General features: G+C 71.7%; 12 protein-coding genes. 10 read left to right on the plus strand and 2 right to left on the minus strand.

Features of this window, described 5'->3' with window-relative positions:
• Positions 1 to 2: 2 nt before the first annotated feature.
• Positions 3 to 449: an Lrp/AsnC family transcriptional regulator gene (locus OG289_RS08315; protein ID WP_327313365.1), complete on the plus strand. Its 447-nt coding sequence runs from the start codon at positions 3 to 5 to the stop codon at positions 447 to 449.
• Here the strand turns inward: OG289_RS08315 and OG289_RS08320 are convergent.
• Together OG289_RS08320 and OG289_RS08325 are read right to left on the minus strand one after the other, a co-directional pair.
• Positions 443 to 3,433, minus strand: a complete 2,991-nt coding sequence (locus OG289_RS08320) for an SMC family ATPase (RefSeq protein WP_327313366.1) — start codon at positions 3,431 to 3,433, stop codon at positions 443 to 445. The genes OG289_RS08315 and OG289_RS08320 overlap by 7 nt on opposite strands.
• The gene (locus OG289_RS08325) at positions 3,430 to 4,593 is read right to left on the minus strand and encodes an exonuclease SbcCD subunit D (RefSeq protein ID WP_327313367.1); all 1,164 of its coding nucleotides are present in this window, start codon (positions 4,591 to 4,593) and stop codon (positions 3,430 to 3,432) included. The genes OG289_RS08320 and OG289_RS08325 overlap by 4 nt, the downstream gene beginning before the upstream one ends.
• Positions 4,594 to 4,891: 298 nt before the next feature.
• Between OG289_RS08325 and OG289_RS08330 the strand changes: the two genes are divergently transcribed.
• The 9 genes from OG289_RS08330 to OG289_RS08370 all read left to right on the plus strand — a co-directional run bounded on the left by OG289_RS08330 (position 4,892) and on the right by OG289_RS08370 (position 14,035).
• Positions 4,892 to 5,989: an LLM class flavin-dependent oxidoreductase gene (locus tag OG289_RS08330; protein WP_327313368.1), complete on the plus strand. Its 1,098-nt coding sequence runs from the start codon at positions 4,892 to 4,894 to the stop codon at positions 5,987 to 5,989.
• Positions 5,986 to 6,600, plus strand: a complete 615-nt coding sequence (locus tag OG289_RS08335; RefSeq protein ID WP_327313369.1) for an FMN reductase — start codon at positions 5,986 to 5,988, stop codon at positions 6,598 to 6,600. Before OG289_RS08330 ends, OG289_RS08335 begins: the two co-directional genes overlap by 4 nt.
• 210 nt (positions 6,601 to 6,810) lie before the next feature.
• The gene (locus tag OG289_RS08340; protein WP_327313370.1) at positions 6,811 to 7,311 is read left to right on the plus strand and encodes a MaoC family dehydratase; all 501 of its coding nucleotides are present in this window, start codon (positions 6,811 to 6,813) and stop codon (positions 7,309 to 7,311) included.
• 59 nt (positions 7,312 to 7,370) lie between these two features.
• Positions 7,371 to 7,769: a DUF4232 domain-containing protein gene (locus tag OG289_RS08345; RefSeq protein WP_442819070.1), complete on the plus strand. Its 399-nt coding sequence runs from the start codon at positions 7,371 to 7,373 to the stop codon at positions 7,767 to 7,769.
• A gap of 571 nt (positions 7,770 to 8,340) precedes the next feature.
• A complete protein-coding gene (locus tag OG289_RS08350; RefSeq protein ID WP_442818882.1) occupies positions 8,341 to 10,227 on the plus strand; it encodes an amidohydrolase in 1,887 nt (628 codons plus the stop codon).
• A gap of 127 nt (positions 10,228 to 10,354) precedes the next feature.
• Positions 10,355 to 11,017, plus strand: coding sequence for a hydrolase (locus OG289_RS08355; protein ID WP_327313371.1), 663 nt, complete (start codon positions 10,355 to 10,357; stop codon positions 11,015 to 11,017).
• Positions 11,018 to 11,071: 54 nt separating this feature from the next.
• On the plus strand, positions 11,072 to 11,596 hold the full coding sequence (locus OG289_RS08360; protein WP_327313372.1) for a DoxX family protein: 525 nt from the start codon (positions 11,072 to 11,074) through the stop codon (positions 11,594 to 11,596).
• Positions 11,577 to 12,314, plus strand: a complete 738-nt coding sequence (locus OG289_RS08365) for a YoaK family protein (RefSeq protein ID WP_327313373.1) — start codon at positions 11,577 to 11,579, stop codon at positions 12,312 to 12,314. Before OG289_RS08360 ends, OG289_RS08365 begins: the two co-directional genes overlap by 20 nt.
• Positions 12,315 to 12,460: 146 nt before the next feature.
• Entirely contained in the window at positions 12,461 to 14,035 is a 1,575-nt protein-coding gene (locus tag OG289_RS08370) for an MFS transporter (protein ID WP_442818883.1), read from the plus strand.
• Positions 14,036 to 14,283 lie beyond the last annotated feature (248 nt).

Below are 14,283 nucleotides of genomic sequence, written 5' to 3' on the forward strand. Positions count from 1 at the left end.
CCATGACCGCGTATTCCCCGGACGCCATCGACTGGCGCATTCTCGAGGTCCTCCAGCGCGAGGGCCGGGCCAGTTTCGCCGACCTGGCGCGTGCCGTGGCGATGTCGGCGAGCGCCGTCACCGAGCGGGTGCGGCGGCTGGAGGAGGCGGGCGTCATCCAGGGATACGCGGCCGTCGTGGACCCCGAGCGGCTGGGGCTGCCGATCCTGGCGTTCGTGCGGCTGCGCTATCCCCACGGCAACTACAAGCCGTTCCACGACCTGGTGGCCGTCACACCCGAGATCCTGGAGGCGCACCATGTGACGGGCGACGACTGCTTCGTGATCAAGGTCGCCGCCCGTTCGATGCGTCACCTGGAGGAGGTGTCGGGGAAGATCGGCGCGCTGGGGTCGGTCACCACCAGCGTCGTCTACTCCTCACCGCTGCCCCGGCGCCCGCTCGGTCACTGACCCCGCTGCCGTACCGCCGACCCCGATCTCCCCTTGACGACCTCCAGCTGCGCGTGGATCCGCCGCCGCAGGTCGGCGACGTGGCTGACGATGCCGACGCTGCGGTCGCGTTCCCGCAGCGAGTCGAGGACGTCGAGGACCTCGTCGAGGGTCTGGTCGTCGAGGCTGCCGAACCCCTCGTCGATGAAGAGGGTGTCGAGGCGGACCCCGCCCGCCTCGTCGGTGACGACGTCCGCCAGGCCGAGGGCGAGGGCGAGCGAGGCGAAGAACGTCTCGCCGCCCGACAGCGTGGCCGTGTCCCGCTCGCGCCCGGTCCAGGCGTCGACGACGTGCAGCCCGAGCCCGCTGCGCCCGCGTCCGGCACGGTCGTCGGAGTGGACGAGGGTGTAGCGCCCGGAGGACATGCGCTGCAGCCGTACGGTCGCGGCGGCGGCCACCTGTTCGAGGCGGGCCGCCAGGACGTACGCCTCCAGGCGCATCTTGCGCTCGTTGTCGGCGGAGGTACCGGCGGTGAGACCGGCCAGGCGGGCCACCCGGTCGTACTCCTCGCGCAGCGGGACGAGCCGGCGCACGCTGTCGGCCGCGCGCGCGGAGAGGCGGTCGAGTTCGGTGCAGCGGCGGGCGGCGGCGTCCTGGGCGGAGGCGGCCGCCCGGAGGCGTTCGGCCGCGTCGGCCGCCGACTGTTCCGCGGCGGCGAGGTCGACGGGCGGCCGCTGGGCGGCGGCCGCGGTGTCGGGTTCGGCGAGGACGGCGCGTACGGCTGCCTCCTCGGACTGCCAGGAGTCCAGCCGCCGTTGCAACTCGCGGTGGGCGGTGTCGTCGAGGAGGGCGTCGGCTGCGGCCTGCGGGGTGTCGAAGCCGGCCCGGAACGCGGCCTCGTCGAGGCGTCCGTCGGCCGCCTTGAGGCGCTCGGCGCTCTCCTCGGCGACGCGGGCGGTGTCGGCCGCGTCGGTGAGCAGCGCCGCCTGCCGCTCCAGTTGGGCGGCCCGCGCGGCGACGCTCTCCGCCGTTCCCCGGGCTTGTGCCAACTCCTCCTCCAGCGCGGCCCGTTCACGCTCCAGGCGCTCGCGGTGGCCCACGCGGGAGGCGGCCCGCACGGCGGCCTCGCGCTGCGCCGCCGTGCGGCGTTCGTGCTCCTGCTCGGCCTGGCGCAGCTCCTCGCGCGCGGGGTGCAGCGCGGAGGCGTCCCGCCGGGCCTGGGCGTAGGCCAGTTCCAACTCCTGGGCGTCGGCGGCGAGCCGGTCCGTGGGGGTGTCGCCCGCCTCGGCGGTGGCGGCGGCGAGCGCCTCTCGGACGAGGCCGAGCTTCTGTTCGTCCTCTGCGTGGCGTTCCTCGGCGCGCTGGTATGCGGTGAGTGCCTGCTCCTCGGCCTCGCGGTCGACGTGTCCGGCGACCTTGCGGGCGGGCGCCGGATGCTCGGTGGCGCCGCAGACGGCGCAGGGCTCACCGGCGACGAGGGTGGCGGCCAGTTCGGCGGCAATGCCGTTCAGGCGCTGTTCCTTGAGGTCGAGCCAGTGCGCGCGGGCCGTCTGCGCCCGCTCACCGAAGGTGAGGGCCGTGCGTTGGGCCGCCTCCAGGTCGCGGGCCAGCTCGTCGCGCAGCCGGGCCGCCTTCAGGCGCCGCTGAGCGGGCTCGCGTCGGCCGTCGAGCTGTTCCGCGCGGGTGGCGGCCTCCAGGGCGGACTCGATGCGGGCCTGGAGATCCGCGCGGACGGTCTCCCAACCAGCGAGCCAGGCCTCGGTCTCCGTCAGGACGTCCTCGTCGTCCCGCTCCCGCCGGTCCAGGTCGGCCCGCTCGGCGACCAGGTCGGCCAGCCGCCTCTCGTCCCGACGGGCCGACTCCAGCCCGCCCAGCTCCTCGGCGGCCCGGCGTGCGGCGGCGGCGAGCCCGGCGGCTCCGGCGTCCGCGAACCGCTCGGGGAGCCGGGCACGCGCGCGTGCCGCATGGGCGGACGCCTCGGTGTGCTCTGCGTCGGCGGCCTCGCGCAGCTCCAGCGTCGGCGCCACCGCCTCCGCCTTCCGCGCGCGCTCCATGCGCGCCTGCGCCTCCCGATGGGCGCCTGCCCGCTCCTGGAGCAGAGCGGCCCGCTCCCGCGCCTCGGCGAACCGCCGCTGCAACCGGGCCCGTTCCCGCACGTCCTCCAGGGCGCGCTCGGCGGCGGCCTGCGCGGACTCGGCGGCGAGGCGGCCGCAGTGGGCTGTCGTCAGCAGTTCGCGGGAGGTGCTGCGGGCGACGGCGGACGCGGCCAGCACCGCCTCGGCCAGCCCCGGCTCGCCCGGGGCGAGCTCGGGCAGCTCCATGGCGTCCCCGGCGACCTGCTGCATCCGGTGCGCGTCGGCGAGCAGCGCGGAGTCGCCCTCACGCACGCGTGCCTCGGTGGTGCGGCGGCGCTCGGCGAGCCGCTTCTCGACCTCGGCGAACCGCTGGGTGTCGAAGAGACGGCCCAGCAGCCGGCCACGTGCCTCCGCGTCGGCGCGCAGGAAGCGGGCGAAGTCGCCCTGGGGCAACAGCACGACCTGGCAGAACTGCTCACGGCTCATGCCGAGCAGCTGGGTGATCTCCTCGCCGATCTCCTGGTGGGAGCGGCTGAGGTCCTTCCAGGCGCCGGCCACGGGGTCGTACTCGCGCAGCCCGCTCTGGGCCTTCTCGACCGTGGTGCCGCTGCCGCGCTTCTTGGCGCGCTCATGGGGCGGCTGCCGGGTGATCTCCAACCGCCGTCCCGAGACGGTGAGTTCGAGGGTGACCTCGGTGCGGGTGCCGGGCGCGGCGTGGTCGCTGCGCAGGGCCAGGCCCTGGCCGCTCTGCCGGGCTCCGGGTACGGAGCCGTACAGCGCGTAGCAGACGGCGTCCAGGACCGAGGTCTTGCCGGCGCCCGTCGGCCCGTGCAGCAGGAAGAGCCCGGCGGCGGAGAGCGCGTCGAAGTCGACGGTCTGCGGGGCGCCGAAGGGGCCGAAGGCCGTCAGGTCGAGCCGGTGCAGCCTCACCGCGTCACCTCCCGTACCGCGTCGTCCGCGCGCACCGCGTCGAAGGCGTCCCGCAGCACGCCCTGCTCACGGGCGTCGGGCCCCGCCCCGCGCACGTGCGCCACGAAGTCCTCGGCGATCTCCTGGTCGCTGCGGTCGGCGAGGCGCCGGGCGTACGACACGTCCGGGTCGTCGGGGGCGCGCTCGGGGGCGAAGACGAGGCTGAGGGTGTGCGGGAAGCGCTCGGCGAGCCGGGCCATGGGGTCGGCCGGGCGGACGGCGTCGGTGAGCGTCGCCTCCACCCACGCGTCCTCGTGGCGCGCGAGCGCGGGATCGGCGAGCAGCCCTTCCAGGGGGCCGCGGATACGGGCCAGCGCGCGCGGCACCGGGCAGTCGATCCGCTCGGCGGTGACCTCCCCCTCGGCGTCGAGGTCGACGAGCCACATGGTCTTGCGGTGCTCGCTCTCCGAGAAGGAGTACGGGAGCGGGGAGCCGGAATAGCGGACGCGCCCGGTGATGGTCTGGCAGCCGTGCAGGTGCCCGAGTGCCGTGTAGTCGACGCCGTCGAAGACCCTCGCGGGCACGGAGGCGACCCCGCCGACGGTGATGTCCCGCTCGCTGTCGCTGGGCTCGCCGCCGGTGACGAAGGCGTGGGCGAGAACGACGGAACGCGTCCCCCTCGCGCGTGCGGCGAGGTCGGCGCGGACGCGGTCCATGGCGGCGGCGAGGACGCTCTCGTGGCCGCCCTTCTCCACGCCGAACTCGTCCTTCACCAGGGCGGGTTCGAGATAGGGCAGGCCGTAGAAGGCGACGTCGCCGAAGGCGTCCTGAAGGATCACCGGGGTCCCGGCCGCCGTCGGATCCGTCCGCAGGTGGATGCCCGCGCGCCCCATGAGGCCCGCGCCGACGCCGAGGCGGCGGGCCGAGTCGTGGTTGCCGGAGATCATCACCGTGGGCACGCCGAGGTCGGCGAGCCGGTGCAGGGCGTCGTCGAAGAGCTCCACCGCGGCGAGCGGGGGCACCGCGCGGTCGTACACGTCTCCGGACACGAGCACCGCGTCGACCTCGCGCTCGCGCACGGTCGTGACGAGGTGACCGATGAAATCGGTCTGGGCGCCGAGCATGCTCACCCGATGGAACGCCCGGCCGAGATGCCAGTCGGAAGTATGCAGAATTCTCAAGACGCTGCTCCGACCTGCATGTTTCCCCCTACTTCGCCCCTGGACACAGCACCGAACCAGCACGGCTCTCGCTCTCAGCACCGACCACGCTAACGCCTGTCAGTACCTGGTCCATCACGGACCTCGGTCTGCCACCGTCATCTGGCGTCACGCCTACGGTGAAACAGGCAGCGGGCCGGCACGCGGGCCCGGTCAGGGCGCTGACGGGCAAGATCCTCTGCACGCACAGGCACGAAGACCGTCCCACCGATGCCTACATTTCCGGCACACACACGGTTGCCGGAATAAAGAGGCCCCCATGCAGTTCGGTATTTTCTCGGTGGGGGACGTGACCCCCGATCCGACCAACGGCCGTACCCCGCCGGAGCACGAACGCATCAAGGCGATGGTCGCCATCGCGCTGAAGGCGGAGGAGGTCGGCCTGGACGTCTTCGCCACCGGTGAGCACCACAACCCGCCGTTCGTGCCGTCGTCCCCGACCACGATGCTCGGCTACATCGCCGCCCGTACCGAGAAGTTGATCCTTTCCACCGCCACGACGCTGATCACCACCAACGACCCGGTGAAGATCGCCGAGGACTACGCGATGCTCCAGCACCTGGCGGACGGGCGCGTCGACCTGATGATGGGCCGCGGCAACACCGGCCCGGTCTATCCCTGGTTCGGGCAGGACATCCGGCAGGGACTCCCGCTCGCGAAGGAGAACTACGCGCTGCTGCGGCGGCTGTGGCGTGAGGACGTCGTGAACTGGGAGGGCAAGTTCCGTACGCCCCTGCAGGGATTCACCTCCACGCCCCGCCCGCTGGACGGCGTACCGCCATTCGTCTGGCACGGCTCCATCCGCTCCCCGGAGATCGCCGACCTGGCGGCTTTCCATGGCGACGGCTTCTTTCACAACAATATTTTCTGGCCGGCCGAGCACACGAGGCGGATGGTCCAGCTGTACCGGCGGCGGTACGCGCACTACGGCCACGGCACGCCCAAGCAGGCGATCGTCGGGCTGGGGGGCCAGGTGTTCATGCGCAAGAACTCCCAGGACGCCGTACGGGAGTTCCGGCCGTACTTCGACAACGCGCCCGTGTACGGGCACGGGCCCTCGCTGGAGGAATTCACCGAGCAGACCCCGCTGACGGTGGGCTCTCCTCAGGAAGTCATCGAGCGGACGCTGTCCTTCCGCCAGATCGTCGGCGACTACCAGCGGCAGTTGTTCCTGATGGACCACGCGGGCCTGCCCCTGAAGACCGTCCTGGAACAGCTCGACCTGCTCGGCGAGGAGGTGGTGCCCGTACTGCGGAAGGAGTTCGCGATCGGTCGCTCGGCCGACGTGCCGGACGCGCCGACGCACGCGGCCGGCGTGGCCACCGCGGCGCCCTCGAAGGGAGACACGGCCGCATGAAGCTGGTAGTCGTGTCCGCGGGGCTGAGTACTCCGTCCTCGACGCGCCTGCTCGCGGACCGTCTCGCCGAGTCGGTCCTTGAGCAACTCGCCGCTCGGGGCCACGCCGTGGAGACCGTGGTCATCGAGCTGCGCGAACTGGCCGTCGCCATCGCCAACAACCTCGTGACCGGGTTCCCACCGCCGCAACTGGCCTCCGCTGTGGACGCGTTGACGAGTGCCGACGGTGTGATCACGGTGACGCCCGTGTTCTCCGCCTCCTACAGCGGGCTGTTCAAGTCCTTCTTCGACCTGATCGACCCGGACGCTCTCACCGGGAGGCCGGTCCTCGTCGCGGCGACGGGCGGTACGGCCCGCCACTCCCTGGTCCTGGAGCACGCCCTGCGCCCGCTCTTCTCCTACCTGCGCGCCGTCGTCGTCCCCACCGCGGTCTATGCGGCGTCCGAGGACTGGGGATCCGGCGGCGACGAGTACGCCGAGGGCCTGCCCGGACGCGTACGGCGGGCGGGCGGCGAGCTCGCCGCCCTCATGGCAGCCCGCCCGGTGAAGGCAGAGCCCGAGGATGACATCACCGCGCTGGAACGGCAGCTGTCCGACCTGCGCTTCGACTGAGGCGGCCAGGGCAACGGCGACCTGACCGCCCTGTGGCGCCTGCGCCCGGGCGGCGGCACCCCGGAGCGCATCGCCGCGCCGCCGGCCGCAGCCTGTCGGCGGCGCCTGCTTCACCGACAACGACGCCGACCTCCTGGCCGCCCGGACCACTCGCGGCCAGGAGCACGCCCGGGGCGGTGCCCGCCGGAACAGACCGCGAGAGGACATGTGATGGAGCAGCAGAACACAGAGCCACAGGCGTCGGCCGAGTTCGACCCCGCCGCGTTCCTGGTCGTCCCGGCCAGGACGTTCGAGGATCTGCGCATCGGCGAGGTCTTCCGGGCCCCCAGCCGCACACTGACGGACGCCCATGCCGCGGCCTTCCAGACGGTCTCCGCGGACAATCACCCGGTGCACTACGACGCCGAGTGGGCACGCAGGCACGGACACTCCGCGCCGGTGGTCCACGGCCTCCAGGTCCTGGCCTTCACCGCACCGGGCGCCACCCTGTTCCCGCACTTCATCGGCGAGGTGTTCATCAGCTTCCTCGAGGTGTCCTGCACCTTCCTGGCAGAGGTGCACTCCGGGGACACCCTCTACCCGGCGCTCACCGTCACCGGCCTGGAGCCGAAGGGCAGCGACGGCATCGTGGTCACAGCGGCCACCATCCACGACCAGCGCGGTCAACTCGTGCTGGCCGGACAGCACAAGTACCTGCTGCGGATTCAGTAGACCGTACGAAACGGCCGCCACCCCCGTCCCCCGGCAACGACCATCGGGCCGTTGCCGAGCTGCGGGCATCCATCGGCCCGGACCACCCGGGAGCCGGGCAGCAGAACTTCGCCGTCGTCCTGGCCAACGGCTCCCACCGCACCTGCACGGTGTACGGATTTCCGGGCGTGGCATTCGTCAACGGTGCCGGCGAGGCCGTCACACAGGCCCCCGAGCGGGCCACCGGGCAGGAGCAACGGATCGTGACGCTTGCTCCGGGAGCGAGCGCGTGGCCGGCACTGACCTTCACCAATCCGGCGATCTCCGGGGTCACCACCGTGACACCCGCGGCCGTACTCGTCACCCCGCCCGACGAGACGGAGTCGATCAGAGTCCGCTGGACCGGCGGAAAGGTCTCCGACACGGGTAAGGCGTCGGTGCCGCAAGTGAGTCCCGTCAGGCCGGGCGACGGCGGCTGACGCCGACGAACAGGATCACGCCTTGGGGTCTCGGGACCCGGGGGCGGTACGGGCACCCCGGCCCCGAAACGGCTGCCGCGGGCTCCAGCACCGGCCGAACCGGCTTCACGGCGTCGGACATGTCGATCTCCTGGAATTTCGCTGACGCACCGGTCCTTCCGGCGGAACGACCCGGATCACGTGCAAACGCACCGGTGCCGTTGCTCATCACGCCAAAACCGCGAACATGCGGTGATTGCCCGCGAGCGCACGACCGCTGTCCCCACAGCGCCCGGACGACGACGGCCGTACCCAAGTGACGTATGACGTGGGAATGCAAGTGCGCTGTGAGAATGAATCCAGTGCACGGACGGAACACCCGGGCACGCCGGCCGGTCCTAGCGTGTCATCGGCTGCCGCGGTTCGTCCGCTCGCGACCTGCCCCCGCCTCAAGGGGCAAGGCGAGCGTCGACGGACTTCATTCGGAGTCGATGCGAAGAATCGGGCACTCGCGCATTTCCGCGCTTCTTCTCGTCCGCCGATGTCGACCTGCGGACATCAAAGCCGTTCGTCCTTGAGGAGGTTGTCCAAGGTGTCAGCAATGCCGGTCGGCGGGCTCGTTCCCAGAGCCACCGACGATGCCGCGGAACTCGTCATCCGCAATGCGAAGATCCACACGGGAGATCCCGACCGCCCACAGGCCGAAGCGATGGCCGTTCACGCGGGCGTCATCACGGTCGTCGGCGACGACAAGGACGTGGCCCCTCACGTCGGCCCGGACACGAAGGTGGTCGACGCCCTCGGCCGTCGGATGATTCCCGGCCTCAACGACGCCCACCTGCACGTGATTCGAGGGGGCCTCAACTACGTACTCGAACTGCGCTGGGACGGCGTTCCCACCCTGCGCCAGGGCCTGGCGATGTTGCGTGAGCAAGCCGCTCGTACCCCGAAGGGCCAGTGGGTGCGGGTGGTGGGCGGGTGGTCGGCCGAGCAGTTCGCCGAACGGCGGCTGCCGACCGCAGCGGAGCTGAATGCCGCCGCCCCGGACACCCCGGTGTTCGTCCTGCACCTCTATCAGTCCGCGGTGCTCAACCGGGCGGCGCTCAAGGCCGTCGGATACGGCAAGGACACGCCCGACCCCAAGGGCGGGCAGATCGTGCGAGGCCGGGACGGGGAACCGACGGGCATGCTGCTGGCCGCGCCCAGCGCCCTCATCCTCTACTCGACCCTGGCCAAGGCGCCCGTGCTGGAGGGCGAGGACAAGAAGATTTCCACCCGCCATTTCCTGCGGGAACTGAACAGATTCGGACTGACGTCGGCGATCGACGCCGCCGGTGGGTTCCAGAACTTCCCCGACAACTACAGCACCGTCACGGAACTGGCCAGGGCCGGTCAGCTGTCGCTGCGTATCGCCTATCACCTTTTCCCGCAGACGCCGGGCCAGGAGATCGACGATCTCGCCCGCTGGATCGAAATGGCCCGCCCCGAGGACGGGGATGAATGGCTGCGCCTCAATGGCGCGGGCGAGAACCTCACCTGGGCGGCGGCGGATTTCGAGAACTTCGCCCAGCCCCGTCCGGAACTTCACCCCGACTACGACGCGCCATTCGAGAAGGCCGTACGCCTACTCATGGAGAACGGGTGGGGATTCAGGCTGCACGCCACCTACGACGAGACCATCCGCCGGGACCTCACCGTATTCGAGAAGCTCGCCGCGGAAGGACTCTTCCCGGCCGGAAACCGCTGGCTGTTCGACCATGCGGAGACCGTCTCCTCGGAGAGCCTCGACCGCGTCGCCGCCCTCGGCGGCGCCATGTCCGTACAGAACCGCCTGTCCTTCCAGGGCGAGGCATTCGTACGCCGGTACGGCCCCGGCGCCGCCGCGGATGCCCCGCCGGTCCGGGCCATGCTGGAGCGCGGGCTGACCGTCGGCGCCGGCACCGACGCCACCCGGGTCTCCACGTACAACCCGTGGGTCGCCCTGCACTGGCTGGTCAGCGGCCGCACCGTCGGCGATCTTGTCGTCCGTCCCCCGCACAACCGCGTCGACCGGCAGACCGCGCTGGCCATGTTCACCCGCGCCGGCGCCGCGCTGACCGGCGAGAGCGAGGTCAAGGGCGTACTGCGCCCGGGATGCTACGCGGACCTCGCGGTCCTGTCCGAGGACTACTTCACCGTGCCCGAGGCGGACATCCCGCACATCGAGGCGCTGCTGACCGTCACCGGCGGCCGCATCGTCTACGCCGCCGCCGAGTACGAGGGCCTCGACGAGGAACTGCCACCCATCGACCCGGCCTGGAGCCCGGTGGCGCACTTCGGCGGCTACCAGGCATCCCCCCGGACGGGTCTTCGGGGTGTCCGCCAGGCAGAGCTCCTCGGTCAGGCTGTCGCCGAGTCGGAGCAGCACCGCCAGTGGCGGGCCCGGCGCGGCCTCACCCCGGACACCGAGACCACGCCTTTCGACCCCTGCTTCCTCTGAACCCCCGGGAGGGGCCGGGCCCCGAGCCGCTCCTTCCGGGACACCACGTCACCGACTGCCGTCCGCCGGACGGTACTTGCCCGACGCGGACAGTCGTCCGCGCCACCACTCATGGAAGGTTCCTCTCATGGTCGACATCGCCGAGGTCACCGCGGCCCCCAGCCCCGACCTGCTGACCCCCGACAACTGCGCGGTGCTGTTCGTGGACCACCAGCCGCAGATGTTCTTCGGCACCGGCAGTGGTGACCGCACCTCGATCATCAACTCCACCCTGGGCCTGGCCAAGGCCGCCAGGGCGTTCGACGTCCCCGTCGTCCTGAGCACCGTGGCCGCCGAGTCGTTCTCCGGCCCGATCATGCCGCAGCTGGCAGCGGTCTTCCCCCACCAGAAGATCATCGACCGCAGCACGATGAACGCCTGGGAGGACCTCGCCTTCGTCGAGGCCGTCAAGGCCACCGGGCGCAAGAAGCTCGTCATCGCCGGTCTGTGGACCGAGGTCTGCGTCGTCCTGCCCGCGCTCTCCGCCCTCGCCCAGGGCTACGAGGTCTACGTGGTCACCGACGCGTCCGGCGGTGTCAGCCCGCAGGCCCACGAACACGCCGTCCAGCGCATGATCCAGGGCGGTGCCATTCCGGTGACCTGGGTGCAGGTGCTCCTGGAGCTCCAGCGCGACTGGGCCCGCACCGAGACGTACGCCGCCGTGGGCGACGTGGTCAAGGAGCACGGCGGCGCCTACGGCCTCGGGATGGTCTACGCACAGGCCGTCATCGGCGCCCACGCCGCCGGCTGATCACGCCGGTTCGCCCCGCAGTGACGATGTGAATCAGGAACAGGCAGGAACACGATGGACGCTGGGCTGCTGATCCTCAGGCTGGTGGTGGGTCTCCTCATCGCCGGCCACGGAGTGCAGAAGGTGAGCTTCCTCCTCGGAGGCCATGGGTTGGCGGGCGGAACCGAGGAGTTCCGCCGTGACGGCTTCCGCGGCGGCCGTCTGACCGCGCTCGTCGCGGGAGGCAGTCAGATCGGGGCCGGCCTGTTCCTGACCGTCGGACTGCTGACACCGCCGGCCGCCATGGCCGCGATGGGCGTGATGACGGTCGCGGGCACCGTCAAGTGGCCCAAGGGTCTATGGGTGCAGAACGACGGCTACGAGTACCCCTTGGTCCTCGTCGTCGTCTGCGCCGCCTTGGCCCTCACCGGGCCCGGGCGGTGGTCCCTCGACAACGCACTGGGAGTCACGCCGTGGCCGGTGTGGGTCGCCCTCGCTGCGATCGTGGCCGGCCCGGCAAGCGGACTGCTCACCCGCGCGGTGCTGCACCGCGCGCCCACCGCAGTGGAAAGGAAGCCGTATGCGCAGGCTGCTGAGTGACGCCGTCCGCACTCTCAAGCCGGGCGACGAGGACCCTCACGGTCCGCTGCCTCCCCTCATGCTGACCCTGACCGTGGTCACCGGCCTGGTCGACGCGGTGAGCTATCTGGTCCTGGGCCATGTCTTCGTCGCCAACATGACCGGCAACGTGGTCTTCCTGGGGTTCGCGCTCGCGGGCGCCCAGGGCCTGTCCGCGCTCGCCTCAGTGGTCTCGATGACCGCGTTCCTCGTCGGCGCCCTCACAGGGGGCAGGCTCGGTACCCGGTTCGCCACCCACCGCGGGTACCTGCTGCGGACGTCGACTGCCGTTCAGACGGTCCTGGTCGCGGTCGCCGCGGCGGTCGCCGCGGCGGCGGACGGCCGGGTCGGCACCGGCGTCCAGTACACCTTGATCGTGTTCCTGGGGCTCGCCATGGGCCTGCAGAACGCGGTCGCCCGGCGCCTCGGTGTCCCGGACCTCACCACCACCGTGCTGACCCTGACCCTGACGGGGCTGGCCGCGGACTCCACCCCGGCCGGCGGCGGGGCACCACGGCCCGGCCGCCGGATCCTGTCCGTACTGGCCATGCTCCTCGGAGCCCTCATCGGTGCCCAACTCCTCCTGCACAGCCACCTCGTCCTCACCCTGGTCCTCACTCTGCTGCTCCTCGCGGTCGCCTCCGTGACCATCCACCGTCTTTCAACCGCCGACGCCGCCTGGGCCCGGCCGCAGGCCTGAGACATCAACAGGCAGGGAGCAGTATGAGAGTCGCACCATCACCGCCGGGGCTCTCAGAGCCTTCAGCGTCTTCAGAGCCCTCAAAGCCGGATTCGCCCTGGGCACCGCTCGCGGCGCGCGTCTTCCGGGCGCTGTGGATCGCCCAGTTGGTCTCCAACATCGGCAGCTGGATGCAGACGGTCGGAGCCCAGTGGCTTCTGATCGGCGACAACGCGGCTCTGGTGACGCTCGTTCAGACGGCCTCCAGTCTTCCCATCGTGCTGCTGGCCCTGCCCTCCGGTGTGCTCGCCGACCGCTTCGACCGTCGTACGGTGCTGCTGGCCGCGCAGTTCACGATGCTCGCGGTCTCCTGTGCGCTGACGGTACTGGCCTTCATGGACGCCCTCACTCCGGTTCCGCTGCTCGCGCTCACCTTCCTTCTGGGCTGCGGCACCGCGCTGATGGGCCCGGCCTGGCAGGCGATCCAGCCGGAGCTGGTGGAACGCCGTCGGCTCCCCCAGGCGGCCGCGCTGGGCGCCGTGAACATGAACCTGGCCCGCGCCCTCGGACCCGCGCTCGGCGGGGTGGTGGTCGCGGCGGCGGGCGCGGGGTGGGTCTTCGCCTTCAACGCCGCCTCCTACCTCGGCATCGCGGGCGCCCTCATGCTGTGGCGCCGCCCCTTGGCCACCACCGGCGCCGCGGACGAGAAGCTGCTGGCCGCCCTGGACGCCGGTCGCCGCTATGTGTGGTACGCGCCGGGTGTCCGCCGAGTCCTTCTGCGCACGATTCTGTTCATCCCCGGCGGTGCCGCCCTGTGGTCACTGCTCCCGGTGATCGCGAGCCGCTCTCTCGGCCTCGGCTCGGACGGATACGGACTGCTCCTGGGCGCGGTCGGCGTGGGCGCCGTCGCGGGCGCCTTCGCGTTGCCGCGGGTCCGTCGCGGCCTCGGCGCCAACGGCACCCTCGCCGCAGGCGCCCTGGTCTTCGCCTGCGTCCTGGCAGTGCTGGCCACGGTACGGATTCCGTGGCTGGTGGCGGTCGCGCTGCTGCCCGCCGGTCTCGCCTGGATCGGCGTCCTGTCCACTCTCAACGCGGCCGTGCAGACACGTCTTCCGGGCTGGGTCAGGGCCCGCGGACTCGGCGTCTATCTCCTGGTCTTCCAGGGCGGTCAGGCCCTGACGGCACCCCTGTGGGGTGCCCTGGCCGACTGGCTGGGGCTCACCGCCGCCCTGCTGGCCGGCAGCGTCCTGATGCTGGTCAGCGCGGTCAGCGTGCGCCGGTGGCCGCTGCATGACGCCGCCGGCGTCGACCCGTCGTTGTCGGACCACTGGCCCACTCCGCCTCTGGTGTTCGAGCCCGGCCCGGCCGACGGCCCGGTGCTCGTCTCCGTCGCCTACCGGGTCGCCCCCGAGAACCACGCCCTCTTCACCGACGCCATGGGCCATGTCGCCCGTTCGCGACGGCGGACAGGAGCCCTCACCTGGGGCCTCTACCAGGACGGCAATGATCCGGAACGGTTCATCGAGAACTATCTGGTCGCGTCCTGGTCGGAACATCTCGCCCAGCACCACGACCGGCTCACGGCCACCGACCGCCGCCACGAGGAGCAGGCTCGCCGACTCCTCGTCCCGGACACCGCGCCAGAGGTGACCCATGCCCTCGACGCCGCGTCGGGACCCGTCGTACCGCATGCGGGCGACGCCGTCTCGGCCCAGGGGTTCACCCGCCTGCCGGAGGATTAGGGCGTGTCGTTCGGATCAGGTCGGACCGGGCCGCGGCGGCTGGTGCGGTGCATGGCAAGGCGGAGCGTCACCCGCGTACTGGGCGTACTCGGGTGACGCGACAACGCGGCGAGGTGCCGGGCGTCGCGGCCCGGGCTGATCCACACGACATCCCCTGGCCGGCGACGGCCGCGTTGATGATCGTCGTCGGGCCGACCGTCGCGCTCAAGGGGCGATCGACCGTCCGCGCACGAGATCGGTTCCGGCAG

It is taken from the genome of Streptomyces sp. NBC_01235, from assembly GCF_035989285.1.
In the GTDB taxonomy this organism is placed as follows: Bacteria; Actinomycetota; Actinomycetes; order Streptomycetales; family Streptomycetaceae; genus Streptomyces.